Genomic DNA, 26,426 nt, shown 5'->3' with positions numbered 1-26,426 from the left:
ACCATGTGGCTCTCGCCCTCAAGGCCGCTGCGAGCTATCAGCCGGCCATGGACATCCCGCGCTTCCACCTCGCCTTCCCGGTTCGCGATCTCGCCGAGGCCCGCGCCTTCTACGGCGGCCTGCTGGGCTGCCCCGAGGGACGGTCGAGCGAGCACTGGATCGACTTCGACTTCCGCGGCCATCAGATCGTCGCCCACCTGGCGCCCGACGAGGTGGGCCACAAGTCCACCAGCGCCGTCGACGGCGAGCAGGTGCCGGTGCGCCACTTCGGCGTGATCCTCAGCCTGCCCGAGTGGGAGACCCTGGCCGAGCGCCTCAAGGCCGCCGGGGTGAAGTTCGTGATCGAGCCGCAGATCCGCTTCAAGGGCCTGCCCGGCGAGCAGGCGACCATGTTCTTCCTCGACCCCAGCGGCAACGCCCTGGAGTTCAAGGCCTTCGCGCGCGACGAGATGGTGTTCGAGAAATGAGCGGCGCGGACCTCGCCATTTCGCTGGCCGACATCGAGACCGCCGCCGGCCGTCTGAAAGGCTGGGCGGTCGAGACGCCGCTGATCGAGAGCCCGGCGTTGAACGAGCACCTGGGCCGGCGCGTACTGATCAAGCCCGAGACGCTGCAACGCGTCGGGGCGTTCAAGTTCCGCGGGGCCTTCAACCGGCTGGTTCAGCTCACGGCCGAGGAAAAGGCCCGTGGGGTCGTGGCGTTCTCCTCCGGGAACCACGCCCAGGGCGTGGCGCTGGCGGCGAAGCTGCTGGGCGTCCCCGCCGTGATCGTCATGCCGGCCGACGCGCCGAAGGTGAAGGCCGAGGCCACCGCCGGCTATGGCGCGGAGGTGAAGTTCTACGACCGGCTGACCGAGAGCCGCGAGAAGATCGCCGCGGCGATCGCCGAGGAGCGCGGATCGGTGATCGTGCCGGCCTTCGACGACCCGCACATCATCGCCGGCCAGGGCACGGCGGGCCTTGAGCTGGTCCGCCAGGCGCAGACGCTGGACGCCACGCTCGACGTGGTGATGACGCCGTGCAGCGGCGGCGGCCTGCTGGCCGGCGTGGCCACGGCGGTGAAGGCGCTGTCGCCGGCGACCACCCTGATCGGCGTGGAGCCGGCGGGCTACGACGACACCCTGCAGTCGCTGCGGGCCGGCGAGCGGCGCCCGATGACGCCGACGCATCGCACCCTGTGCGACGCGCTGGAGACGCCCTGCCCGGGCGAACTGACCTTCCCGATCGTCCAGCGGCACGTCTCGGACATCGCAGTCGTCACCGACGCCGAGGTGGCCGAGGCGGTGCGCTACGCCTTCCGGGTGCTGAAGCTGGTGGTGGAGCCGGGCGGCTCGGCGGGCCTCGCCGCCCTGCTGGCCGGCAAGATCCCGGGCGCGGGGACCGTCGGGCTCGTCCTGTCAGGGGGCAACGTCGACCCGGACCAGTACGGCCGGATCCTGCGCGGCGAGCTGTAGATCACCTGCCGCGGGTCAGCGACGCCGCCAAGGCCGCGGCCAGCGCCATGGGCTCGGCCCAGTCGCCCGGAACGGACGGCGCCAGCACGCGGACCTGCGGGTACCAGGGATAGCCCCCCGTCCCGAGCCCGGCCCAGGACGCGGGCGCGCGCAGCAGGGCCACCGGCGCGCCGGTCGCACCGGCGAGCGCGCTGGTGGCGTTGCCCGCCGCCACGATGAGGTCGAGCGCGCCACAGAGCGCGGTCAGGTCGTCGAGATGTTCACGGATGTCGAGGCCCGGCGGCTCAAGGATCTCGGCGCCCGTGGCGCTGCGGAACGCGGCCAGCTCGTCCGCGCACTCGCCATATTGGAGGTTCACGAACCGTACGCCGGGCGTCCGCAGCAGCGGCGCCCAGTCCTCCATCGGCGGATAGAGGCGCCGTCGGTCCCCCAGGAGCTTGCCGCTGCGCCAGGTGACGCCCACGGTCGGAGCGCCGGCGCCGATCCAGGTCCGCCAGTGCGCGACCCGCCGCGGGTCGGACTTCAGGTAGCCGACGGTTCGCGGATAGTCCGCCGCCGTGCGGCGGAAGCGCCGGCAGAGCGAGCCCATCGGCGTCCAGAGCTGCACCGAACGCGGCGCGCCGGGAGCCCGGCGGCGGCGGCGGGCTCCGACGCTGTCGGTGGCGTGCGCGCTTACCGTCGCCTCCGGGAAACTGCGCGCGAACAGGTCGACGAGGCGCGGCTCGACGGCCAGATGGAGCCGCCCCTGCGGGCCCAGCGCCTCGACCAGATCGGGCAGGACATTGGCGAACATCGCCTCGTCGCCCACCCCCTGCTCCGCGACCACCAGGACGTGCTGGCCTTCCAGCTTGTCCGAAGGTCGCCAGCGCCGACCGGGCATGTCGAACACCGGCGCTCCGGGCAGGTCTCGGGAGAACCGGGCTTCATAGGCGTCCCAGCCCGCGCCCACCTCCCCCATGGCGAGGAGGAGGGTCGCATAGGCGAAGTCGATGGTGGCGACGTCAGCGGGCTTGCGCGCCAGCTTGCGGGCGAGGTCGAAATCCGCCCGGGCCGCCGGGAGGTCGGCAAGATCGAAACGGGCGTTGCCGCGGTTGTAGACCGCCGTCGCGGACTTCGGATCCAGCCGCGCCGCCTCGTCGAAGAAGGGCAGCGCGGTCTCAGGCTGGCCTTGCCGAAGCAGGGTGACGCCCAGGGTGTTCCAGAGGCGCCCCTCCTCGGGATGCGCCATCAGGGCCGCGCGAAGGCGTTCGATCGCCTCGTCGAACCGGCCCAGTTCGCGTAGCGCTGCGGCCTGGCCGTCCACCGCGTCCAGGCGCGTGGGATCGATGCCGGCCACGCGGTCCCAGAGCTTGGCCGCCGCCTCGGGCATGTCCAGGCGCGCGGCGAGGCCGGCGACGTTCGCCAGGAGGTCGGGATCATCGGGCGTCCGCGCCAGCGCCGCCTGGTAGGCTTCGAGGGCGCCCTCCAGGTCGCCAGCCCGCTCGAGCTTCGCCGCGCGGACGCGAGGGTCGTTCGGGGCGGTGGGCGGCGGCATCCTGCGATCTCTGGCGTTTTGTACAGCCTAGTCGAGTCGGCGCTCGATGGCCCGCCGCCTCGCCGCTCCGTCAGCCGGTCGCGCGTTCGTCGTCGGCCGCGAACACCCGCTCGAGCGCGGCGACGAACGCGGCGGGCTTGAAGGGCTTGGAGATGAAGTCGTCCATGCCCGCCTCCAGGCAGGCGTCGCGGTCGCTCTTCATGGCGTTGGCGGTCATCGCCACGATCGGCACGCGGCCGCGCGGCCCGACCATCGCGCGGATCCGGCGGGCGGCCTCCAGACCGTCCATCTCCGGCATGTGCACATCCATGAGGATCAGGTCGAAGTCCTCCGCAGCCGCGGCGTCGACGGCCTCACGCCCGTTCCTGGCGCATTCGAAGGCGAGGCCCACCTGCCGCAGGATTTCACCGGCCAGCAGGATGTTGATTTCGTTGTCCTCGGCGAGGAGGACGCGGCCGCCGGTGGCCTCCCCCGTCATCCTGAGCGCCTCGGCCTCCGCCGCTGGCGCGGGCGACGCGGCCGAGCGCCCCATCACCGCGCCGAGGCAGGCGAGCAAGGCGGCGTGCCGCACCGGCTTTGCGAGGTAGGCGTCGTAGTCGACACCGCGCGCGGCCTCGCCGATCGACGAGGCCATGACGATGCGGGGCTGGGTCCATTCGGCGCCGCTGCGGATCCGCGCCACCACTTCGTCCCCCGCCATGCCGGGCATCTGGTGGTCCATGAGCACGAGGTCGAACGGCAGGTTCGCCCGCGCCGCCTCCACGAGACGCCGCAGGCACTCGGCGCCGCTGTCGGCTTCCGTCACCGTCGCGCCCTCGTGCTCGAGGTGGTCGCGGAAGATCGATCTGTTGATCGCCAGGTCGTCGACGACCAGGACCCGCAGCCCGTTGAGGCTGTGCGGCCCAGCCAGGGCAGGCTGTGGCGCCTCCCCGGGGGCCAGCTCCACCTCGAACCAGAAGACGCTGCCGCCGCCGGGCCGGTCGGCGACGCCGATCTGGCCGCCCATCAGCTCCACGAGCTGGCGCGATATGGCAAGTCCGAGGCCGGTTCCGCCGTACTTGCGCGTCGTCGAACCGTCGGCCTGCTGGAAGTTGCGGAACAGCCGGCCCTTCTGCTCGTCGGTCAGTCCTATGCCGGTGTCCTGCACCTCCACCCGCAGCCGTACGCGTCCTTCCGACCCGGTCGGGGATGGACGCACCTCGATCACCACGTGCCCGGCCTCGGTGAACTTCACGGCGTTGGAGGCCAGGTTCAGCAGCACCTGCCGGAGCCGGGTCGGGTCGCCGACGAACGCGGCGCGCGCGGTGGCGTCGACGTAGCAGGCGATCTCCAGCCCCTTCTCCGCGGCCTTGGGCGCCAGCAGCTCGGCGACGTCCTCGACGAGACCCGACAGCGAGAAGTCGATCTCTTCCAGCTCGACCTTGCCCGCTTCCAGCTTCGACAGGTCGAGGATGTCGTTGATCAGGTCCAGCAAGGCGTCGGCCGAGGAGCGCACCGCTTCGGCGAACTTGCGCTGGTCGGCAGTCAGGGGCGTGCGCAGCAGCAGCTCGTTCATGCCGATCACGCCGTTCATCGGCGTGCGGATCTCGTGGCTCATGTTGGCCAGGAACTGGCTCTTGGTGCGGTTGGCGGCCTCGGCCTCCTCCTTGGCCTGCCGAAGCTGCTGCTCGACCTGCTTGCGGCCGGTGATGTTCTGGAGCACGCCCACCAGCCGCATCGGGCTGCCGTCAGGGTGGGTCATGAGCTCCATGGCGAGGCGCGCCCAGACCTCGCGGTCGTCCGCCCGGGCGATGCGGTACTCAGGCTGGAAGGGCGCGCTGGACTTGAAATGGTCGCGCCAGGCCGCCTTCACCGCCTCCCGGTCGCGCTCGTCGACCGCGCCATAGATGTCGCCCGCCAGTTCCTCGAAGGTCTTGGGCTCGCTGAAGAAGGTGTCCTCCGCGCCGACCTTGATGAGCTCACGCCGGTCGTAGTCCAGTTCCCAGACGTGCATGTCGGCGATGGTCATGGCGAGGCGCAAGCGTTCCTCCGAACGCGCCGTCGCACGCTCGGCCGCTTCGGATCGGTCGAGGGCGTCCTGGAGCTGCTGCATCACCGACTGGGTGCGGGCGTTCGCGGCCACCGCCTCGTTCACCAGGCGCTGGGTCGCCAGACGGATCAGGAGCGCCGTGACGAGGAACGCGGCCACCGCGAGGCCGAGACCGAGACCTGTCCGCGGGTCCATGGTGGACGCGGCCAGAAGCAGCGCGGCGAGGATCGGCGGGGCCGCCATCCCGAACCACACGCCCCGGGAGCTCCAGCCGGTCGAGGCGGCGGTGCAGGCGAGGGAGCCGACGGTGATGGCGAAGAAGGCGTAGCCGGCCGGCGTGGGATCATAGAGCGCGACCAACGTCGGCGCGGCGATCCATCCGGCGGACCGCAGCGTGCTGGTGAGCGTCAGCCGACGCAGACCGACCGCATCGGGCGTCCGGTCCACGGTGGCGATCCAGCGCCGGAACAGCCACAGGCAGACCAGATCGTAGGCCAGCGAGACGACGAGCCAGGCCGCCGCGATCTGCAGCGTGCCGATCAGCGCCGTGGCGCCGGCGGTCACCAGATTGAAGAACAGAACCACCGGCCAGGGCGTGGCGAGGCCCGTGAGGGTCAGCCGATAGGCGCGCTGGGCGCTCTCCACGAAGGCGAGCGTCGGCTCGCCTTCGGAAGGGCCTGCGTCGGAGGGCGGGGCGCCAGACATCCAGCCATTGTGCAGTGGCGCCCGTTAATTACGCACTTCCAAGCACAACCTTGCGTCAACCGCCCCCGCGGCGCGGGGAAGACCGCCTACAGGCGATCCTCCGGCGCGGCCGGATGCGGCTCTTCCCGAGGCGTGATCAGCCGGGCGAGCTTCGGCCGGAGCCAGCTCTCGAAGTCGTCGACGAAGCGATAGACGACGGGCACCAGCACCAGCGACAGGACCGTGGAGGTGATCAGGCCGCCGATCACCGCCACGGCCATGGGCTGCCGGAACTCGGCCCCCTTCTCCAGGGCGAACGCGGTCGGCAGCATCCCGGCGGCCATGGCGAAGGTGGTCATCACGATCGGGCGAGCCCGCTCGCGGCAGGCCTCGATCAGGGCGTCGTGCTGGCTCATGCCCTCGCGCTCGCGCTCGATGGCGTACTCGACCAGCAGGATCGAGTTCTTCGCCGCCAGGCCCAGCAGCATCAGGAAGCCAATAAGGGACGGGATCGACAGGGACAGGTTGAAGGTCAAGAGCCCGAGGAAGGCCCCGCCCACGGCCAGCGGCAGGGCCGACAGGATCACCACCGGCTTGAAGAAGCTGCGGAACAGCAGGACCAGCACGCCGTAGATCATCGCGACGCCGGCGAAGATCGCCATGGCGAAGCCGCCGAACAGCTCGGCCATGGCCTCGGAGGTGCCGATGGCCGCCGGCCGCACGCCCTCGGGCAGGTTCTTCATGATCGGCAGGCCGTTCACCGCCTTCTGGGCCTCGCCGAGCTGGTAGCCGCCGTTGAGCTCCGCCTCGACGCTCATGCGCCGCTCGCGGTTCAGGCGATCGATGCGGGCCGGGCCGGCCTGGAACGAGATGTCGGCGACGCTGCCCAGGGTGGTCGTGCCGCCAGAGGCCGTCGGGACCTGAAGGTCCCGGAGGCGCTGGAGGTCGGTGCGGGCGCTGGCCGGCAGGCGGACGCGGATGGGAACCCGCCGCTCGCCTTCGTTGAACTTGGCCACGTTGGCGTCGATGTCGCCGACGGTGGCGATGCGGACGACGCTGGCGATCGCATCGGAGGACACACCCAGGCGGGCGGCCTCGTCGGCGCGCGGACGGATCACGATCTCCGGCCCCACGGGCGGGTTCGCCTGCTTGGGGTCGGCGACCTCCGGCAGGGTCCGCATCTGGCGCTCGAGCTCCAGCGCGGCCTTCTCGAGGTTGGCCGGGTTGTCGCCGGTGAGGATCTGCTGGAAGCCGGCGCCGCCCTCGAAGCTGAGGAAACCGAGGCGCGCATCGGGGATCTTGCGCAGCTCCTCGCGCAGGCGATTTCGGATATCGTCGCCGCTGGCCGAGCGGTCGGCCCGCAGGAGGATTGTCGCCGTGCCCTTGCGCAGGTCGCCGCCGCCGCTGGACATGCCCGGCCCGAAGTTGGCGACGGTCGAGCCGATCTGGACGAAGACGTTGGTGACCTCGGGCTGCTTGCGGAACAGGGCGTCGATGCGCTGGGCGGTCAAATCCATGTCCGCGGGCGTCGCGCCGGGCGGGCCCTGGATCTCCACGTACATGTAGTCGGGGTCGCCCGCGGGCTGGAAGCCCTGCGGCAGCATCGGCACCAGGGCCAGCGAGGCCACGAAGATAATCGCCCCGACGATGGAGGCCACGATCCGGTGGGCCAGCGCCCACTCGAGGACGTTGCGGTAGAACCCCTCGAAGGGCTTGCGCGGCTTGGCGTGGGGCTTGGCCTTCAGGAAGTAGGCGGCCATCAGCGGCGTCACGAGACGCGCGACGACCAGCGAGAACAGCACGGCCACGGACACGGTCAGGCCGAACTCCCGGAAGAACTGGCCCGGGATGCCGGGCATGAAGCTGACCGGGGTGAAGACGACGACGATGGCCATGGTCGTGGCGACGACCGCCAGGCCGATGGCGTCGGCCCCTTCCAACGCCGCCTGGAATGGCCGCGCCCCGCGCTCGACCCGTTTCTCGATGTTCTCGATCTCGACGATGGCGTCGTCGACCAGGATCCCGATCACGAGCGTCAGGGCCAGCAGCGTGACCATGTTGAGCGAGAAATCGCCCAGCTTCATCACGAAGAAGGTCGGGATCAGCGAGATGGGCATGGCGAGGGCGGTGATCGCCGTGGCCCGCCAGTCGCGCAGGAAGAAGAAGACCACCACCGCCGCGAGGACCATGCCCTCGGCCAGCACGTGCTGGGTCGCGCGGAAGCTGGCCCGGGTCTCTTCCACCGACGAGAAGATCTTGGAGAACTTCACCCCCGGATTGGCCTTCTCGATTTCGGCCAGCTTGGCGATGACCGCGTCCTCGGCGTCGACGTCGCTGGCCTCCTTGGTCTTGGAGACCTGGAAGCCCACCACGGGCCGGCCGTTCAGGCGGGCGAAGCCGCGGACCTCGGAGGCGCCGTCGCCCACGTCGGCCACGTCGGCGAGTCGGACGAAGCTGCCCGTTCCCGTCGGGATGGTGAGATCCCGAAGCTGTTCCACGGTCTTGACGGTGCCCAGCACCCGCAGCGTCTGCTCCCGCCCGCCGACGATCAGGCGTCCCCCCGGCGCGTCGAGCTGGAAGCCGCGCAGGGCGTTGTTCACCTGGGTCGCCGTCAGGCCGCGCGCGGCCAGGCGGTCGGGATCGACGACGACGTTGATTTCACGCGCGACGCCGCCCACGCGGCTGACCTGGGCGACACCCTTGGCCGTCTGGAGCACCCGGCCGACGGTATCGTCGACGAACCACGAGAGCTCCTCGTCCGACATGGTGGGAGCCGCGACCGCATAGGTCAGGATTGGCGCGGCCGAATCCACCTCCACCTGGGTCACCTGCGGCTCGTCGATGTCACGAGGAAGCTGCGCCCGGGACTGGTCGATCTTCGACCGGATCTCGTCGGTCTTCTTCTGCAGGTTCTCGCCGATCTCGAACTCGACCGACGTCGTGGAGACGCCCTGCGTCACCACCGAGGAGATGTTGTTCACCCCGGTGACGCCGGCGATGGCGTCCTCCACCGGACGGGTGATCTGGGTTTCCATTTCCCCCGGCGCGGCGCCGCTCTGGGTGATGGTCACCGCAACGACCGGGAACTGGATGTTGGGGTACTGTTTGACCGCCAGACCCGAGTAGGCGATCAGGCCCGACATCAGCAGGCCGATGAACAGCACCGCCACGGGGATCGGATTGCGGATCGCCCAGGCGGAGATCGCGAAACTGCCGTGAGGCTGGCTCATTTCGCGGCCGCCGTCTTCGCGGGAGCCTTGGCCGGCGCCTGGGCCTGGGCCGCGCCCCCTTCAACGGGACGGACCAGGTCGCCGTCCAGGAACAGCGAGGCGGCGCTGGCGACGATCCGGGTGCCGGCCGGGGGACCCTTGACGATCTGGACCAGGCCGCCGCCGCGGGCGCCGGTCTGAATGGGCGCGCGCTTCACGCGATTGTCGGCGCCCACGACCATGACGCTGGCCCCGTCGGCGTCGTAGCGTACGGAGGTCTCGGGCACCGCCAGAACGTTGGCGGAGGCGTCGGAGAAGACCGCGCGGCCGAAGCCACCCGAGCGGATGTCCGAGCGGACCGGCAGCAGGATGCGCACCTCGCCGAGCTTGGTCTGGGTGTTGATCTGCGGGCTGATGAGGCGCACGCGCCCCTGGGCGACGGCGCCGCCGGGTAGGGTCACTGTCGCCGTCTGACCGACGCGGACACGGGTGAGATCGTCGCTGGACAGATCGGCCGACAGTTCGACCTGGCCATCGCGGGCCATGCGGAACCAGGGCGTGGTGGTCATGGCCGACAGGTCGCCGGGGCGCACGTTGCGCTCCAGGATCAGGCCCGAGACCGGCGCGGTCACCGCCATCTTGCGGCGTTGGGTCTGGAGCTGACGCAGGTTGGCGCGGGCGATGTCGGCCTGGTAGCGCCGCTGGGCGATCTGCTCCTGGCTGAGCACGCCCGTGCCGTCGAGCCCGGACACGCGCTTGGCCTGGTCGTCGGCCTGCGCCGCCTGGGCCTGGGCCTGGGCGATCTGGGCTTCCAGCAGGGTCGGATCGAGCTGCACCAGCGTCTGTCCGGCCCGGACGTAGTCGCCGACGTCGGCGAGCACCTTGGCCACCCGGTAGCCGGAGACTTCCGGCGCGACGGCGGCTTCCTCCCGCGGGACCAGGTCGCCGGACGCGGTGAGCGATCCCACGATCGGACGGGGCTCGATCCGCGCCACGGTGACCGCGCGGGCGCGCTGCGCCTCGGTCTGGGTCTCAGGCGGTTTCTTGCACCCGGCGAGCGCGAGGGTGGCGCAGCAGGCGACGAGGAGGGGCGTGGCGAGCTTCATGCTTCGTCTCATTTCGCGGCGTAGGCCTGGGCGGGCCAGCCGCCGCCGATGGCCTTCATGGCCTGGACGGAGCGGCGGAGCGCCTGGACCTGGGCCGAGGTGAGCTGGGCGCGCACGGCGCGCCAGGCCTGCTCGGCCGAGAGGGTGGAGGACAGATCGGTGAGCCCGCGGGCATAGCCTTCGCGGGCGGCGTCGTAGGCGCGCCGGGCACGGGCCTCGCCGTCGGTGAGCAGGGCCACGCGACGACGGTCGGCGTCGAGGTTGACCAGCGCGCCTTCAGCTTCCTGGAAGGCGACCTGGACCGTCTTCTCGTAGGCGGTGACGGCCTGTTCGGCACGGGCGTTCTGGACCTTCAGGTCCTGCATCCGGCGAGGGATCGAGAGGATCGGCTGCATGATCGAGCCGCCGATCGACCAGTTCTGGGTCTCGGACGTGAAGCCCGGCTGCTCGATCCGCGACCAGCCGAGGCCGGGCGACAGCGTGAAGGTCGGGAAGAAGGCGAGCTGGGCCAGCCGCTGCTGGCCGGCGGCCGAGCGCACCGCTGCCTGGGCCTGGCGCACGTCGGGGCGGCGCTGGAGCAGCTCGCTGGGCAGCGCCGCCGGAACGGCGGGCGCCGCGCCGACCACCGGCGGGGCCTCGATGTTCGCCGTGGGCTCCACCACCCGGCCGGTGAGGACGAGAATCGCGCGCTTCTGGACCTGGAGCTGGGCTTCCAGCGCGGCCACCTGCGCCTGGGCCTGAGCCAGGTCGCCGGCCACGCGGTCGGGCTCGGACCCGGCCGCCAGCCCGAGGGCGGCCCGGCGGGCGGCGATGTCGTAGAGATCCTTCTGGATCCGGGCGGTCTCGCGCGCGTCGGCGAGCTGGATCGCCAGCCCCCGGGCCTGGAACCAGGCGTCGGCCGTATCGCCCGCGAGCTGGGCGCGTGTGACCTCATAGGCGAAGCGGACCCGGTCGACCTCGGCGTCGGCCGCGCGGTAGGCGATGAAGCCGCGGCCGAACGGATCGATCTCCCAGCTCACATTGAAGGTCGCGCTGTACTGCTCCGACGTCCCGTCGGTGGAGAACCCGGGGATGCTGGCCCGGACGCCCGAGATCTGCTCGGTGGTCGTGCGCTTTCCCGAGGCGGTTGCATCCCCTTGGGGCAGATACTGCAGGATGGCGCTCGTGCGCTGAGCCCTGACCTCGTCGAGGCGTGCGCGGGCGGTACGGATGTCCGGGTTGCGCGCCAGCGCCTGCTCGATGAGCGCCGTCAGCTCGGGATCGCCGTAGGCGGTCCACCAGGTGTCGAGGGCAAGTGCGTCGGCGGGCGCGCCGGCGGGCGCCTCGAACGCGGCGGGCAGACTCACGTCCGCGGCGCGTGGCGTGGCGCATGCGGCCAGCGCGAGGGCGGAGGCCAGGATGGGAAAGAGGCCAGGGCGGCGCAGCATTGTCGTCAGGCTTGAAGGACCGGCGTTGTTGAACAGGACTTGGACCCCCGGCGCAATCGCTGCGCAGGCCCACCACCCGTTTGTCGCCTCCGCCGGCGACTCTTGGCGGTCACCGTGCGTCAAGCGATCTCGCGCAAACTCCGTATGATGTAAAGCGTTTTGTTGGTAATGTCGCCCCGACGATGACGCAGGACACCACCAATGGCGCGGACCCGAGGCGCAGGATCGACCTCCTGTGGGGCGCCGCCGAGCCCGGCCGTCGCGGGCCCAAGCCGCGCTACTCGGTGGACGAGGTGGTGGCGGCCGCCATTTCCGTCGCCGACGCCGAAGGGCTGAGCGCGATCTCCGTGCGCCGGATCGCGGTGGAGCTCGGGGTGTCCCCGATGTCGATCTACACCTATGTGCCGTCCAAAGCCGAACTGGTGGACCTGATGCTGGACCGCGTCCTGGGCGAGGTCCGCGACGTCGAAGCCGAGTGCAGCGGCTGGCGCGAGTGCCTGACCGCCATCGCCTGCGAACGCTGGGCGCTGGCGGAACGCCACCCGTGGACGTTGGACCTGGCCATGCACCGGCCGCCGCTGGGCCCCAATCTGGTGCGACGGCACGAGGCGGCGCTGCGCATCCTGGATGGGACGGGACTGGATGAGCTGACCAAGGACCTGGTGATCGACGTGCTGCACCAGTTCCTGCTGGGCGCCCTCAAGGAGGCGCGGGACGCTCGGGAGGCCGAGCGCGTCAGCGGCCTCACCGACGAGCAGTGGTTCGCCGAGGCCGAACCGGCGATCAAGGCGCGCCTGGACCCCGAAAGATTCCCCTTCGTGCTGCGACTGGGGGAGGCCTGGCGCACCGCCGACAAGGCGGTCTTCGCGGACCCGATGTGGCGGTTCCGGTTTGGCCTGGGTGTCGTGCTGGACGGGATCGAGGCCCTGATCGATGCCCGCCGGGCGGCGGCCTAGCGGACAGCGAAGGAAGACCTTAGGGTCGCGGCCTTTCCGCCCCGTCAGAGCAGGTTCATGAAACGCGTACTCGTCGCCGCCGCGGCCTTTTCCGTCATCGCCACCGTCGCCTTCGCCGCGACGCCCGCCCTCGATCCCGCCCGCGTGGTGCAGGACGTGAAAGTGCTCTCCTCCGACGAGTTCGAGGGACGCGCCCCGGCCACCGCCGGCGAAGAGAAGACCGTCGCCTACCTGATCGAGCAGCTGAAGGCGGCCGGCGTGCAGCCCGGCGGCGACCTTAAGCCAGACGGCGGCCGCGCCTGGACACAGGACGTCCCCCTCGCTCGCTTCCGCACCCAGGGGACTGTGAGCGCCAGCGTGACGGTGAACGGCCAGGTCCAGCCCTGGACCCAGGGCGAGCAGATCGCCATCCGCGCCAGCCAGACCGGCGAGAGCCGCCTGACGGTGAAGGACGCGCCGATCGTCTTCGTCGGCTATGGCGTGAAGGCGCCCGAGCGGAACTGGGACGACTTCAAGGGCGTCGACCTCAAGGGCAAGGTCGCGCTCGTGCTGGTCAATGATCCCGACTTCGAGACGGGCAAAGGCGACTTCGGCGGCAAGGCCATGACCTACTACGGCCGCTGGACCTACAAGTTCGAGGAAGCGGCCCGCCAGGGCGCCGTCGGCTTCCTGGTGATCCACGAGACCGCGCCCGCCTCCTACGGCTGGGCCACCGTGAAGAACTCCAACACCAACGAGATCTTCGACGTCATCCGGAAGAACCCGCTGGAGGCGCACGCCCCGCTGGAAGGCTGGGTGCAGCGGGACGTGACCGTCGAGCTGATGAAGGCCGCCGGGCTCGACTTCGAGGCGCTGAAGAGTCAGGCCCAGACCCGCGACTTCAAGCCGGTCGAGCTGAAGGGCGTCACCTTCTCCACCGACTATGCGATCGACGCCCAGAAGGTCGTCTCGAAGAACGTGGTGGGGATCGTGCCGGGCTCCAAGCGCCCCGGGGAGCACGTGCTCTACACCTCGCACTGGGACCACCTGGGCGTGGGCGAGCCCGACGCAAGCGGCGACCGCATCTATAACGGCGCCGTCGACAACGCGATGGGCACGTCCGTGGTGCTGGAGATCGCCCGCGCCTTCGCCAAGGGCCCGAAGCCCGAGCGGTCGGTCGGCTTCCTGTTCGTCACCGCGGAGGAGAAGGGCCTGCTGGGCTCGGAATACTATGTGGTGAACCCGCTCTATCCGCTGGCCACCACCGTCGGCGTGCTGAATCTCGACGGCGGGGCTCCGGCGCCGGCGAAGAACTTCTCCACGGCGGGCGATGCGCCGCTGACCCTGCAGGACGACCTGATCGCGGTCGGCAAGTCCAGGGGCCGCTACTTCAGCCCCGACCAGCGCCCCGAGGCGGGCAGCTTCTTCCGCTCAGACCACTTCCCCTTCGCCAAGGCCGGCGTGCCCGCCATCTCCTATCGCAGCGGGCAGGACATGGTGGACGGCGGTGTGGAGGCCGGGGAGCGGTTCGCCGAGGAATATACGATCAAGCGCTATCACCAGCCCGCCGACAATTTCGACCCGACCTGGAAGCCCGACGGCGCCCTGGCCGACGGCGAACTGCTGCTGGACCTGGGCCGCAAGCTGGCCAACGGTCGTCAGTGGCCCGACTGGAAGCCCGGCGCCGAGTTCAAGGCCGAGCGGGACAAGACCGCCGCCCAGCGGAAATAGGCGGCGGTCAAGGTAGCAGCGAAAACAAGTTCGCCTTCCACGGTAGCGCTGGGAACCGGCGGCAAGCTTCGCCGCTTGGGAGGGCGGCGGGCTTAGTTCCCTGTCCCTCGATGCCCGCCCGGACGCCCCCGGCCGACACGTCACCACGGCCGGGGGCGCCCGCAACCCGCGCTCCAGAACATCTTGAGAACGCGCATCATCGCCGCTAGCCTCCGCGCGGAAAGCGTCGAGGAGACGAGCATGGCCGAAGCGGGCCGGATCCGGTGCGGGATCGGGGGATGGACGTTCGAGCCCTGGCGGGGCGTCTTCTACCCGCCGAAGTGGCCGCATGCGCGCGAGCTGGAGTACGCCAGCCGCCGGCTGACGGCGATCGAGATCAACGGCACCTACTATTCCAGCTTCAAGCCCGAGAGCTGGGCAAAGTGGCGCGCGGCCACGCCGGACGGGTTCAGGTTCTCGGTGAAGGCCAGCCGGTTCTGCACGAACCGCAAGGTGCTGGCGGACGGCAGGGACTCCATGGCGATCTTCCTGGGCCAGGGGCTCACCGAACTGGGCGACCGGCTGGGACCGATCCTCTGGCAGTTCATGCCGACCAAGAAGTTCGACTATGACGATTTCGCCGGCTTCCTCGACCTGTTGCCGGAGAAGGTCGGGGACATGACCGCGCAGCATGTGGTCGAAGTGCGGAACGGCACATTCAACGACCCGAAATTCATCGGCCTCTGCCGCGATCGCAACGTCGCGATCTGCAATTCCGAGAACGAGAACTACCCGTTCATTCCCGACATCACCGCCGACTTCGTCTACCTGCGCCTGCTGTCGGCCGACGACGAGATTCCCACCGGTTACGACGAGGCCGACCTCGACCTCTGGGCCGATCGGTTCAAGGCCTATGCCGAGGGCCGCGTGCCGGGCGACTTCACGCCCATCGACCGCACGGGGCCGCCCGAGACCCCGCACGAGGTCTACGCCTTCGTCATCCACGAGGGGAAGGTGCGGGCGCCGGCGGCGGCCCAGGCGTTCATCCGCCGGGTCGACCCGGAATTCCGGCCGCCCGCCGACTGACCGGCCTCAATGGGCGCCCACCCCGTGGGCGGCGTCGGCGCCCGGCTGCGGGACGGCCGGCTCCTCAGGCTCCAGGTCCAGTGGCGCGCGGATGTGGCAGCAGACGCCCGCGGGGTCGAACCGGATCTGCACCTCGCCGCCCAGCTCGTGGGCGAGCCCCCGCTCCAGCAGGCGTGAACCGAAGCCCCGGCGCGCCGGCGGCGTCACCCGCGGCCCATCCGCCTCGCGCCAGTCGAGGACGAGTCGCGGCGGCTGCGAGCGTGAGTCCACCCGCCACCTGATCTCCACCTGTCCGCCGTCCACCGAGAGCGCACCGTACTTGACCGCATTGGTCGCCAGCTCGTGCGCGCCCATCGCCAGGGCCAGCGCCATCTTCGGCGAAATCCGCAGATCGGGCCCGCCCAGGGTGACGCGGCCGCGGCCGTGCGGCGCCATCGTCCGCTCCAGGATGGTGCGCAGCGACGCCCCCGCCCAATGCTCGCGGGTCAGGATGTCGTGCGTCCAGGCCAGCGCCATCAGGCGCTCCTCGAAATCGGCCAGCGAGGCGGGGTCCGCGGCCCGGCCCAGGCTCTGTCGCGCCACGGACTGCACCGTGGCCAGCATGTTCTTCACCCGGTGGTTCAACTCGTGGATCAGCAGCTTCTGGCGCTGCTCGGCCCGGCGGCGCTCGTCCACCTCGCGCTGAAGCTTGGCCGCGGAGACCTTCTGGTGGGTGACGTCGAGGGTGACGCCCACCACCCGCACGGGCGCCCCGTCCGCGCGGCGTTCCACCACCGCGGCGCTGGTCCGCAGCCAGCGATGGCCGCCGTCGGCGGCGGCGACCCGGAACTCGGCCTCGGCCCGTCCCGCCGCCGGCAGGGTCTCGAGCGCCGCGATGATCACGGGCAGATCGTCCTCGACCACGAAGCTGCGCCAGTCGGCCAGGACCTCGTCGTCGGTCACCGTCGGCGGAAGTCCGATCAGCGCCCGCGCGGCGCCCACGTCGAGCCAGCGGAGGTTGCGCGGAATCCGCCATTCCCAGGTCGCGGCGCGGGCGGACTGGTGCGCCAGGCGCAGGCTGTCGTTGGCGGCCCGTAACCGGTGCTCCTTGCGTCGCAGCGAGCGCTCGCTGCGCTCACGCGATGTGACGTCGCGCAGCAGGAATGCCATGCCGCCCGAGGTGCGCAGGCCGCGAACCTCGACCCATTCATCGTCGGCGGCGGGCCTCGCCACCACGAACTCCACGGAGGCCCCGTCACGCAGGGCGCTACGGAACCGCAGTTCCAGCGTCTTGTCCCCGAGTGGCTGGAGCAGTTCGCAAAGATCGCGGCCGAGGAACTTTTTCCGGCCCAGGTGAAGGAATGCGGTCGCGGGGGCGTCGCAAAAGACGATCCGGCCGGCCGGATCGCACGCGATCACGCCGTCGCCGCCGGTGTCCGCCAGCAGCGCCTCGCCGATCCATTGGGCGAGCAGGCGCTGATCAGCCTCCTCGCGCGTCGTGGCCGCCATCCGATCCCTCGCCGCGGCCCCCCTCGCAGCGCAGCATGCCGCAAAGCGCCGCCTTGCGGGGGTGGCGGAATGTCGCAGGGCCGCTTGTCCGCCAGATTCATGGGCCCCGACGAAGAGTCGCCGGCAAAAGAAAAGGCGCCCCACAGAGCAGGGCGCCTTCGCTGTGTTGGGTTGTTTGGCGGGGCTTACGCGCCGCCCGGGAACCGCATCGGGATCTTCACGTCGCCCGACTTGTCACCGATCGGCATGGCTTCGGCGACGCACAGGGCGGCCTTGTCGAAACCCTTGCCCGGGGCGCTGTCGGAAACCACCGAGCAGCCCGCGAGCTTGCCGCCGGCCGCCGTGCACTGAAGCATGACAGTCGCGGAATCGCGGGTGTTGGCGTTCTTGGTCAGGCACTTGGCCATGCTTTCCTGGAACGACGCGGCGCCCGCAGCGCCGGTAAGCGCAAAGCTCAGAGCAATACCACCAATAAGAGAGATCGCTTTCTGCATCCCCACCTCCTGTTAGAGAAACAATGATTGGGGGAAATACCGGGCAGCGGTTAACGAAGCCTGATCTCCCAAAAAATTCGCTTAGGTGAGAATCCGTTAGGGACCTTCGTTCAGCATGCACATGCTAACGGGGGTCTGCCCCCCAAGCAGAGGAACTCGGGGGACGGCTTTAATGAAGCGTTTTAGACTCGATGACTTGCCGTTGATGGTAAAGGTGGGCTTCGCGCCCGTCCTTGCCCTCGTGATGCTGGCGGTCCTGGCCACCACTGCGGTGGTCCTGCAACAGAACCAGATGCGCGAGTTGGACCAGGTCGTGAAGACCGACATGCCCAACAGCCTGCGCATGCAGCGCATTTCCGAGCGCATCACCAATGTTCATGGCGAGCTCTACTTCCTGCTGACCCACCAGGCGGCGCAGATCGAAGCTGAGAAGATCCCTGAACAGAGCAAGGCCCTGATGGCGGAAGTCGACGCCATCACCAAGGAAGTCGGCGTCGCCCGTGCGGCCGCCACGCCGGCCCAGCGCCCCGCCTACGACAAGCTGATCAAGGACCTGAAGGAGACGCGCGACGCGCTCGACATCATCATGTCGATGATGAGCGTCGACTTCGCCTCGGCCGCCGGCTTCGCCGCGCCGTTCGAAGATCAGTACAAGAAGATGAACACCAACCTGAAGTCGATCGTGACCGCGACCCAGAAGGCCACCGACGAACAGGCCGCCGCCGCGGGCGAACGCTCGAAGGCCGCCCAGTCGATGACCATCGTGGCCTCGCTGGCCACCCTGGCCCTGACCGCGGCGATCGCCGCCTTCCTGGTGCTGAACCTGCGTCGGGCCGTGCAGCGCATCGCCGGCGCCACCGAGCGCCTGTCGCGCGGCGAGAACGACATCGACCTCGACAAGCTGGAACGTCGGGACGAGCTGGGCGCCATCGTGAAGTCGCTCACGGTGTTCCGAGACAACCAGCTCCACCTGGAGCAGATGCGCCGGGATCAGGAAGAGCAGCGCGCCGCCGCCGAGGCCAGCCGCCGCGAATCCGCCGCCCTGGCCGAGGCTTCGGCCGAGGAGCAGGCCCGCGTGGTCACCTCGCTGGCCGGCGCCCTGGAACGCGTCGCCGCGGGGGACCTCACGGTCCGCCTCTGCGAAGCCTTCCCGGGCGGCTACGAGAAGCTGCGCAACGACTTCAACGACGCCTTGGCCAAGCTGGAAGTGGCCCTGGCCGCGATCGCCGGCGCCACCTCGGGCATCCGCTCGGGCGGCAACGAGATCGCCCAGGCCACCGACGACCTGTCGCGCCGCACGGAGCAGCAGGCCGCCACCCTGGAGCAGACCGCCGCGGCGCTCGACGAGATCACCGCCACTGTCCAGCGCTCGGCCACGGGCGCCAACCTGAGCCGCGAGGCCGTCGCCGCCGCCAAGACGGAAGCGGAGCGCTCGGGCGAGGTGGTGAGCCGCGCCGTCGCCTCGATGAACGAGATCGAGAAGTCGGCCAAGGAGATCAGCCAGATCATCGGTGTGGTCGACGAGATCGCCTTCCAGACCAACCTGCTGGCGCTGAACGCCGGCGTCGAGGCCGCACGGGCCGGCGACGCGGGCAAGGGCTTCGCGGTCGTGGCCTCGGAAGTCCGGGCCCTGGCCCAGCGCTCGGCGGAATCCGCCAAGCAGATCAAGAGCCTGATCTCGACCTCCAGCTCGCAGGTGGCCGAAGGCGTGAACCTGGTCGGCGAGACCGGCCAGGCGCTGCACCGGATCATCACCCACGTGGACGAGGTCTCGAAGCTGGTCAGCGAGATCGCCGCCTCCGCCAAGGAGGAAGCGACCGGGATCGCCGAGGTGAACACCGCGGTGAACCAGATGGACCAGGTCACCCAGCAGAACGCGGCCATGGTGGAAGAGACCACCGCGGCCAGCCGCATGCTGGCGGGCCAGACCGAAGAACTGTTCGGCCTCGTGTCGCGCTTCCAGGTCAACGAGACCGCGACGGCGGCTCCGACCGTCACGGCCCGCGCCCCCGTGTTCGCCTCGTCCGCCGAGGCGGAGCCGGAACCGCGCGCCAAGGTGGCCGCCCCGGCGTTCCGCACCGCGGGCGCCACGGCTCTGGCCGCCGACGACGACTGGACCGAGTTCTAAGGTCCAGCCGACACCCCGTTCCTCGAAGGGCCGGAGCCACCCCGCTCCGGCCCTTTTCTTTTTGGCTCCGGCTTTGGTTCTGGCGTTTGCGGAATGTCAGTTGGCGACCGGACCAAAGGCTCTAATATGACGCCCGTCAGTTTTGGGGCGCCGAGAGTCGTATGTCGCAAGTCGCTTATCTTCCCGTGGGCAAGCGGGAGCAGACAAAGGTCCAGAATCGCCAGGCGATCCTGGACGCGGCCCGGGAGGTCTTCGGAGAGCTGGGCTACGAGTCGGCGACGGTCCGCGACATCATCCGACGCACCGGCCTCGCCGCCGGCACCTTCTACAATTACTACCGCTCCAAGGAGGAGGTGTTCACCGCCCTCGCCGATGATGGCGCCCGGCGTTTCGCCCCGATCCTCAAAGGGCTGCGCAGCAAGGGCTATCCGCTGGAGGCGTTCGTCCGCGAAGCCATCGTCGCCTACTTCGGGTTCATGGCCGACGAGCACGTGAGCTGGGCGGCCCGGCGGCCCGCCGGCGAGCAGCATCCGCACATCCAGGGCGAGACGCCCGAGATGGCCGCCGTCTACGCCGAGGTGAAGGACGCCATCGAGGGCGCCATCGCCGAGGGCAGCAGCCCGCTGGCCGACGCCGACTACATGGCCGCGTCCTGCATCGCCGTGGCCCGCGAGGTCTGCGACCGCATGCTGATGCGCCGGCCCATCGACACCGCCTCCGCCGCCGACTTCGCGGTTTCCATGATCCTCAACGGCATAGGCGGCCTGCCCGGGGCCCGCGCCTGATGGCTTCCGCCGCCGTCCAGCGCTTCGTCGCCCGCACGATCCTGTCCCTCCCCTCACCGCTGCTGCGGCTGATGAGCGGCGGCGCCGCCGTCTACAGGGCCGGGCGCACGCTCGATCCGCGCCTCCAGTTCCTGGCCCACCAGGCGCGCAACCAGCCGCCGATGGACACCCTGTCCCCTGAGGAGGCCCGCCGCGGCGAGACCCAGGCGATCAGCGCCGTCACGGGCGACCTGGAGCCCGGCGTGCGCTGGGAGCCGCTGAACGTGCCCGGCCAGGTCAGCGACGTGCCGGCCCGCCTCTACCGGCCCGAGCCGCAGGACCCGTCCGCGCCGATGATGGTCTGGGCGCACATGGGCGGCGGGGTGATCGGCAGCCTGGACACCAGCCACTGCTTCGCCGCCCTGCTGGCGCGCATCACCCGCGGACCGGTGCTGTCGGTGGACTATCGCCTGGCGCCCGAGCACCGCTTCCCGGCCGGCTTCGAGGACGTGCTGGGCGCCTACCGCTGGGCGCGCAACAGCGCCGAGCACTACGGGGCGACCGGCGTCGCCATCGGCGGCGATTCCATGGGAGGCAACTTCGCGGCCATCCTCTGCCAGGAGCTGAAGCGCCTGGGCGAGCCGCAGCCGCGCATGCAGCTCCTCGTCTATCCCTGCACGGACGTGGCCTCCGAGAGCGAGTCCATGACCGTCTTCGGTGACGCCTTCCCGCTGAACCGGGCGATGATGGACTGGTTCATGGGCCACTACCTGGGCCCCGACGACGATCCGGCCAGCCCGCGCCTCTCGCCGCTGCGGGAGAAGGACCTCACCGGCCTAGCGCCCGCGGTGATCGCCACCGCCGGCTTCGACCCGCTGGTCGACCAGGGCGAGGCCTACGCCAAGGCGCTGAAGGCCGCTGGCGTGACGGTGCGGTACCGTTGCTACGACAGCCTCACGCATGCGTTCGCGGCCTTCACCGGCGCGATCCCGGCGGCCGACGCGGCCTGTCGCGAGATCGCCGGCCTGGTGCGCGACACCTACGAGGAGACGCGCCCCGCATGAGAGCCCTGGTCGTCGAGGAACTCCTGCCGGACTACGCCGGCGTCCATGTGAGGGAGATCCCGACGCCGGAGCCGGGCCCGGGCGAGGTCCGGGTGAAGATCCTGGCCGCGGCGGTGAACTTCCCCGACCTGATGCAGACCCGCGGCGAGCACCAGCACAAGCCGGCGCTGCCGTTCATCGGCGGCATGGAGATGGCCGGCGTGGTCGACGCCGTCGGCGAGGGCGTCACCGCCTTCAGCCCCGGCGACGAGGTCTGCTCGGGCGGGCGCGGCGTCTTCGCCGAATATGCCGTGTTCCCCGCCGCAGCGCTGCAGAAGAAGCCCAAGGGCCTGACCTTCGCCCAGGCGGCCGGCTATCCGGTGGCCTACCTTACCGCCTACGTCGCCCTGAAACGCTGCGCGGACGCGAAGGCCGGCGAATGGGTGCTGGTGCACGGCGCGGCCGGCGGCGTCGGACTCGCAGCGGTCGACTACGCCAAGGTGCTGGGCTGCAAGGTGATCGCCGCCTCGGCCTCGGACGAGAAGCTGGCGGTGATCCAGCGCGAGTACGACGTGGACGCCACCGTGAACGTCACCGGCGGCTTCCGCGAGCGGGTGAAGGAGATCACCGGCGGCCGGGGCGCGGACGTGATCTACGACCCCGTCGGCGGCGATGTCTTCGACGAGTCGATCCGCTGCATCGCCTTCGGCGGTCGCATCCTGTCGATCGGCTTCACCTCGGGCCGGCTGCCCACGCTGCCGGTCAACATCGCCCTCATCAAGGGCTTCTCGGTCCACGGCGTCCGCGCCGGCGAATACGGCCGCCAGTTCCCCGAGAAGGGCCGCGAGAACACCGCCGCCATCTGGAAACTGGCCGAGGACGGCCTGGTGAAGCCCCGCGTCGACCACGAGTACGCCCTCGCCGACTGGCGCGAGGCCTACGAGACGCTGGCCCAGCGCAAGGTGGTCGGCAAGACGATCATCCGGCCGGATCTGTGATGCGAATCCGCGACGCCGCCCCAGAGGACGTCGCGGACATTGTGATCCTCGCCGAGGCGCGACGACGGCAGTACGAATGCTGGCAGCCGGTCTTCTGGAAGAAGGCGGAGAACTCCGCCGACGTGAGCGCCGCCTTCCTCGGCCAGCTCGTCGTCAATCCGGCGGTGGTCACCCGCGTCGCGGTACAGGACGGTCGGCTGGACGGCTTCCTCATCGCGTGGAAGACGCCCTCGCCGCCAGTGTACGCGCCCGGCGGCGACACCTTCACCGTCGATGACTTCTGCGTCCGCACGCCTGAACTCTGGCCCACGGTGGGGCGGGCGTTGTGGAACGACTGCATGGCGATCGCCCGGGCGGCCGGTTGGCGGCAGGTCGTGGTGGTGAGCGGTCACCTCGACGCCGCCAAGAACGCCATGCTCAGCCAGACCGGCCTGACAATCGCCTCGAACTGGTGGACTCTGCCGATCGATCCGGAGAGTGGTGAAGCATGACCATCGGCAGCGAAGAAGAACTGGAACAGCTCAAGGCCGCGGGCCGCGTCGTAGCGCGGACGCTGAAGGCCATGGGCGAGGCGCTGGAGCCCGGCATCACCACCCGCGAGTTGGACGAGATCGGGCGGAAGATGCTGGAGGACGCCGGCGCGCGCTCGGCGCCGCAGCTCACCTATGACTTCCCGGGCGCCACCTGCATCTCGGTGGGCCCCGACGTGGCGCACGGCATCCCGGGCGACCGCGTGGTCCAGGCCGGCGACCTGATCAATATCGACGTCTCGGCCGAACTCGACGGCTTCTTCGGCGACACCGGGGCCTCGTTCGCCGTGCCGCCGGTCAGCAAGCGCGTGGAGCGCCTGTGCCGCGACGGCCGCCGGGCGCTCTGGACCGGCATCAGGGCCGTGCGCCCCGGCGCCTCGCTGGGCGAGCCCGGCCGCCAGATCGAGGCCTTCGCCCGGAAGAACGGCTACAGCCTGGTCCGCAACCTCGCCAGCCACGGCGTCGGCGCCTCGCTGCACGAGGAGCCCACCGAGATCCCCACCTGGCACGAGCGCCGCGAACGCCGCCAGATCACCGAGGGCCTGGTCTTCACCCTGGAGCCCTTCCTGTCGCTCGGCGCCGACTGGGTGGAAGACGCCAATGACGACGGCTGGACCCTGCGGCCGCCGGGCGGCGAGGCCACCGTTCAGTACGAGCACACGCTGGTGGCCACGCGGAACGGGCCGATCGTGGTGACGCTGGCGGACTGAACCGACCCCACGGTGGTTGACAGCAACCCGCCCATCCACTATCCACCGCGCCTCGATTTTCGACCCCGGAGCTTTCGTCGTGAAGCGCACTTTCCAACCGTCTCGCCTCGTGCGCGCGCGCCGTCATGGCTTCCGTCTGCGCATGTCCACGAAGAACGGCCAGAAGATCCTGGCGCGCCGCCGCGCCAAGGGCCGCAAGCGCCTCAGCGCCTAGGACCGCCCTGTAAGGTGTCCGCATGGCGGACGCCGGGACCACCCTTGAACGATTGAAGAAGCGCAGCGAGTTCCTCGCCTGCGCCCAGGCCCCCTCCTGCGCGAAGGGGGCCGTCGTCGTGCAGGCCAGGCCGCGCGGCGACGACGACCCGAAGGTGCGGGTCGGTTTCACCGCCACCAAGCGCATCGGCGGCGCCGTGCAGCGCAACCGCGCGAAGCGGCGCATGCGCGAAGCCGCGCGGCGCATTGTGCCCGAGCTGGGCCAGCCCGGCGTCGACTATGTGTTCATCGCCCGGGGCGGGGTCATCACCCGTCCCTGGCCCCGTTTGCTTGACGACGTGAAAAGCGCGCTGATAAGGCTCGCCGCCGACGGCGCGCGCCCCCAAGTGTAGACGGCCCCGCCTTTCCCCTTCGACGGACCGCGTCCCCCGATATGCCAGACCAGAACAACCGCAACACGATCATCTTCGTCGTGTGCGCGTTCCTGATCCTCATGATCTACCAGTTCGCCGTCATCGAGCCGGCGAACAAGAAGCGCGCCGAGGCCGCGCGGCAGCAGGCGCCCGCAGGGGCGACCCTGGCGAAGCCGGGGGCGCCGCTGGCTGCGCCGGTGGTGACCCGGGAGGCCGCCGTGGCCGCCGCGCCACGGGTGCCGATCGCCACGCCGTCGGTGAAGGGCTCGCTGTCCCTGCGCGGCGCGCGGATCGACGACCTCTTCCTCACCCAGTACCGCGAGAAGCTGGACAGCCCGGCGCCGGTCGAACTGCTGCGGCCTGAGGGCACGCGCTATGCCCAGTTCACCGAGATCGGCTGGACCGGCGCCAACGTGCCCGGGCTGCCGAACGCCAATACGGTGTGGACCCTGGCCAGCGGCTCGACCCTGGCGCCCGGCCAGCCGGTGACCCTGACCTACACGAACGGCCAGGGCCTCACGTTCACGCGCGTCATCTCGGTCGACGACAAGTTCATGTTCACGGTCACCGACACGGTGGCCAACCGCGGCCCTGTCCCGATCACCCTGGCGCCCTACGGCTCGGTCCAGCGTCAGGGCGTGCCGGCGACCCTCGGCCGGAACTCGGTCGTGCACGAAGGCGGGATCGGCTGGCTCAAGGAGCGCCGGAACCTCAAGTACGGCAAGTGGCAGAAGGACGGCTCCAGCCCGTCCTACGCCTCCACCGGCGGCTGGATCGGCATGACCGACCACTACTGGCTCACCGCCATGATCCCGGCCCAGAACGAGCAGATCGAGGGCCAGTACCGCCTGACGAAGGTGGGCAGCACCAACCTGCTCGACGCCAACTTCATCGGCCAGCCGCGCACCATCGCGCCCGGGACCCAGGTCTCGGCCACCACCCGCGTCTTCGCCGGCGCCAAGGCCGCGCCGGTCCTGGAGAGCTACCAGGACAAGCTGGGCGTGGCCCACCTGGACGAGGCGATCGACTGGGGCATGCTCTGGTTCCTGACCCGCCCGATCCACACCTTCCTGAGCTTCATCCATGGCCACGTCGGCAACATGGGCGTCGCGATCCTGCTGCTGACCGTCGTGGTCCGCCTCGTCTTCTTCCCGCTTGCCAACAAGCAGTACGAGTCGATGACCAAGATGAAGAAGGTGCAGCCGGCGATGGAGGAGCTGCGCAAGAAGTTCAAGGACGACCCGCAGAAGCAGCAGCAGGAGCTGCTGGCTCTCTATCAGCGCGAGAAGGTGAATCCGCTGGCCGGGTGCCTGCCGATCTTCCTGCAGATTCCGGTCTTCTTCGCCCTCTTCAAGGTCCTGACGGTCAGCCTGGACATGCGCCACGCGCCGTTCATCGGCTACATCCGCGACCTGTCCGCGCCCGATCCGACGACGGTGTTCAACCTGTTCGGCCTGATCCCCTGGGATCCGGGTACGATGCCGATGATCGGCAGCCTGTTCGCCTACGGCACGCCCCCCGGCTTCCTGCACATCGGCGCCCTGCCGATCCTCTACGGGATCACCACCTGGCTCACGACGGCGATGAACCCGCCGGCGCCGGATCCGATCCAGCAGCGGATCTTCCAGCTCATGCCGCTGATCTTCACCTTCATCATGGCGCAGTTCGCGATCGGCCTGCTGGTCTACTACACGTGGTCCAACATCCTGACCGCCCTGCAGCAGTACGTGATCATGCGCCGGTTCAAGGTGGACAATCCGATCGACCAGCTGATCGGCAAGATCACCGGCAAGTCCAAGGCCGTCGGGTGACCGAGCCCCCCCAGGCGGCCGAAGGGCCCTTCGACGCCGAGGCGCTGGAGCGCGCGCGGGTGTTCTTCGCCCACCCGGTGCGCTTCCTGATGGGGGCGGTCCAGATGACCGGCCTGCCCCCGGACGACCTGCCGGAGGTCGCCTTCGCCGGCCGCTCGAACGTGGGCAAGTCCTCGCTGATCAACGCGGTGACCGGCCGGACCCACCTGGCCCGCGCCTCCACCGCGCCGGGCCGCACGCGCGAGATCAACTTCTTCGTCTGCGACGAGCAGCTCCGGCTGGTCGACCTGCCCGGCTACGGCTTCGCCAAGGTCAGCCGCGGCGAGAAGAACAAGTTCCAGAACCTGGGCCGGGCCTATCTGCGCGGCAGGCCCAATCTGAAGCGCGCCTACCTGCTCATCGACAGCCGTCACGGGCTGAAGGACGTCGACCTGGAGGCCATGGAGGCGTTCGACCTGGCGGCCGTCAGCTACCAGATCGTCCTGACCAAGACCGACAAGCTCAACGCCCGCGACGTCGCCCAGGTCACCGCCGAGACCCTGCGCAAGATCCAGAAGCGCCCCGCCGCCTTCCCGCGCGTGGTCGCCACCTCGTCGGAAAAGGGAACCGGCATCCCTGAACTCCGCGCCGAGATCCTCGAGGCCTGCGCGATCTAGGTTCG

Annotated in this window: 22 protein-coding genes; 15 read left to right on the top strand and 7 right to left on the bottom strand. The window is 70.1% G+C overall.

All coding sequences use genetic code 11. From position 1 onward, the window contains the following. Positions 1-5 precede the first annotated feature (5 nt). Entirely contained in the window at positions 6-467 is a 462-nt protein-coding gene (locus tag DJ019_RS07360; protein WP_240606392.1) for a VOC family protein, read from the top strand. Then, the gene (locus DJ019_RS07355) at positions 464-1,453 is read left to right on the top strand and encodes a threonine ammonia-lyase (protein WP_111275321.1); all 990 of its coding nucleotides are present in this window, start codon (positions 464-466) and stop codon (positions 1,451-1,453) included. Before DJ019_RS07360 ends, DJ019_RS07355 begins: the two co-directional genes overlap by 4 nt. A gap of 1 nt (position 1,454) precedes the next feature. Here DJ019_RS07355 and DJ019_RS07350 read toward each other — a convergent pair whose 3' ends face one another. From DJ019_RS07350 to DJ019_RS07330, 5 genes are all read right to left on the bottom strand, one after another. Continuing rightward, positions 1,455-2,987, bottom strand: coding sequence for a tetratricopeptide repeat protein (locus DJ019_RS07350; protein WP_111275320.1), 1,533 nt, complete (start codon positions 2,985-2,987; stop codon positions 1,455-1,457). 70 nt (positions 2,988-3,057) lie between these two features. Next, positions 3,058-5,721, bottom strand: a complete 2,664-nt coding sequence (locus tag DJ019_RS07345) for a response regulator (protein WP_111275319.1) — start codon at positions 5,719-5,721, stop codon at positions 3,058-3,060. Positions 5,722-5,807: 86 nt separating this feature from the next. Next, positions 5,808-8,930 (bottom strand): efflux RND transporter permease subunit, encoded by a 3,123-nt coding sequence (locus tag DJ019_RS07340; RefSeq protein ID WP_111275318.1) that lies wholly within the window; start codon positions 8,928-8,930, stop codon positions 5,808-5,810. Further along, complete coding sequence (locus DJ019_RS07335; RefSeq protein WP_240606391.1) at positions 8,927-10,015, bottom strand: efflux RND transporter periplasmic adaptor subunit; 1,089 nt, start codon at positions 10,013-10,015, stop codon at positions 8,927-8,929. The genes DJ019_RS07340 and DJ019_RS07335 overlap by 4 nt, the downstream gene beginning before the upstream one ends. An 8-nt stretch (positions 10,016-10,023) precedes the next feature. Beyond that, the gene (locus DJ019_RS07330; protein ID WP_111275316.1) at positions 10,024-11,442 is read right to left on the bottom strand and encodes an efflux transporter outer membrane subunit; all 1,419 of its coding nucleotides are present in this window, start codon (positions 11,440-11,442) and stop codon (positions 10,024-10,026) included. A 182-nt stretch (positions 11,443-11,624) separates the two neighbouring features. Between DJ019_RS07330 and DJ019_RS07325 the strand changes: the two genes are divergently transcribed. From DJ019_RS07325 to DJ019_RS07315, 3 genes are all read left to right on the top strand, one after another. Next, positions 11,625-12,398, top strand: coding sequence for a TetR/AcrR family transcriptional regulator (locus DJ019_RS07325; protein WP_111275315.1), 774 nt, complete (start codon positions 11,625-11,627; stop codon positions 12,396-12,398). 57 nt (positions 12,399-12,455) lie between these two features. Continuing rightward, complete coding sequence (locus DJ019_RS07320) at positions 12,456-14,108, top strand: M28 family metallopeptidase (protein ID WP_111275314.1); 1,653 nt, start codon at positions 12,456-12,458, stop codon at positions 14,106-14,108. Positions 14,109-14,348: 240 nt separating this feature from the next. Then, the gene (locus DJ019_RS07315; RefSeq protein WP_111275313.1) at positions 14,349-15,173 is read left to right on the top strand and encodes a DUF72 domain-containing protein; all 825 of its coding nucleotides are present in this window, start codon (positions 14,349-14,351) and stop codon (positions 15,171-15,173) included. A 6-nt stretch (positions 15,174-15,179) separates the two neighbouring features. On the opposite strand, the gene DJ019_RS07310 is transcribed toward DJ019_RS07315, so the two are convergent. Next, positions 15,180-16,661: a sensor histidine kinase gene (locus tag DJ019_RS07310; RefSeq protein ID WP_111275312.1), complete on the bottom strand. Its 1,482-nt coding sequence runs from the start codon at positions 16,659-16,661 to the stop codon at positions 15,180-15,182. Positions 16,662-16,846: 185 nt separating this feature from the next. Then, on the bottom strand, positions 16,847-17,155 hold the full coding sequence (locus DJ019_RS07305; protein WP_111275311.1) for an energy transducer TonB family protein: 309 nt from the start codon (positions 17,153-17,155) through the stop codon (positions 16,847-16,849). A 172-nt stretch (positions 17,156-17,327) separates the two neighbouring features. On the opposite strand from DJ019_RS07305, the gene DJ019_RS07300 reads away from it, so the two are divergent. The 10 genes from DJ019_RS07300 (at position 17,328) to yihA (ending at position 26,421) form a co-directional block, all read left to right on the top strand. Beyond that, a complete protein-coding gene (locus DJ019_RS07300; protein ID WP_111275310.1) occupies positions 17,328-19,283 on the top strand; it encodes a methyl-accepting chemotaxis protein in 1,956 nt (651 codons plus the stop codon). A 161-nt stretch (positions 19,284-19,444) separates the two neighbouring features. Continuing rightward, positions 19,445-20,068 carry a TetR/AcrR family transcriptional regulator gene (locus DJ019_RS07295; protein ID WP_111275309.1) on the top strand — a complete coding sequence of 208 codons (624 nt, stop codon included), beginning with the start codon at positions 19,445-19,447 and terminating at the stop codon, positions 20,066-20,068. Then, complete coding sequence (locus tag DJ019_RS07290) at positions 20,068-21,111, top strand: alpha/beta hydrolase (RefSeq protein ID WP_111275308.1); 1,044 nt, start codon at positions 20,068-20,070, stop codon at positions 21,109-21,111. The genes DJ019_RS07295 and DJ019_RS07290 overlap by 1 nt, the downstream gene beginning before the upstream one ends. Beyond that, positions 21,108-22,088: an NADPH:quinone oxidoreductase family protein gene (locus DJ019_RS07285; protein ID WP_111275307.1), complete on the top strand. Its 981-nt coding sequence runs from the start codon at positions 21,108-21,110 to the stop codon at positions 22,086-22,088. Before DJ019_RS07290 ends, DJ019_RS07285 begins: the two co-directional genes overlap by 4 nt. Beyond that, positions 22,088-22,579 (top strand): GNAT family N-acetyltransferase, encoded by a 492-nt coding sequence (locus tag DJ019_RS07280; protein WP_111275306.1) that lies wholly within the window; start codon positions 22,088-22,090, stop codon positions 22,577-22,579. The genes DJ019_RS07285 and DJ019_RS07280 overlap by 1 nt, the downstream gene beginning before the upstream one ends. Continuing rightward, entirely contained in the window at positions 22,576-23,328 is a 753-nt protein-coding gene (gene map, locus DJ019_RS07275; RefSeq protein ID WP_111275305.1) for a type I methionyl aminopeptidase, read from the top strand. Before DJ019_RS07280 ends, map begins: the two co-directional genes overlap by 4 nt. A 79-nt stretch (positions 23,329-23,407) precedes the next feature. Beyond that, a complete protein-coding gene (rpmH, locus tag DJ019_RS07270; RefSeq protein ID WP_068877158.1) occupies positions 23,408-23,542 on the top strand; it encodes a 50S ribosomal protein L34 in 135 nt (44 codons plus the stop codon). Between the two features lie 22 nt (positions 23,543-23,564). Next, complete coding sequence (rnpA, locus tag DJ019_RS07265) at positions 23,565-23,933, top strand: ribonuclease P protein component (RefSeq protein WP_111275304.1); 369 nt, start codon at positions 23,565-23,567, stop codon at positions 23,931-23,933. Positions 23,934-23,974: 41 nt separating this feature from the next. Further along, positions 23,975-25,765, top strand: a complete 1,791-nt coding sequence (gene yidC, locus DJ019_RS07260; RefSeq protein WP_111275303.1) for a membrane protein insertase YidC — start codon at positions 23,975-23,977, stop codon at positions 25,763-25,765. 59 nt (positions 25,766-25,824) lie between these two features. Next, complete coding sequence (gene yihA, locus DJ019_RS07255) at positions 25,825-26,421, top strand: ribosome biogenesis GTP-binding protein YihA/YsxC (RefSeq protein ID WP_240606413.1); 597 nt, start codon at positions 25,825-25,827, stop codon at positions 26,419-26,421. Positions 26,422-26,426 lie beyond the last annotated feature (5 nt).

The sequence above is a fragment of the Phenylobacterium kunshanense genome, from assembly GCF_003254525.1.
GTDB classification, from domain to species: domain Bacteria; phylum Pseudomonadota; class Alphaproteobacteria; order Caulobacterales; family Caulobacteraceae; genus Phenylobacterium; species Phenylobacterium kunshanense.
The sequence above is the reverse complement of the archived record's forward strand: the minus strand, read 5'-3'. Positions and strand labels throughout refer to the sequence as shown.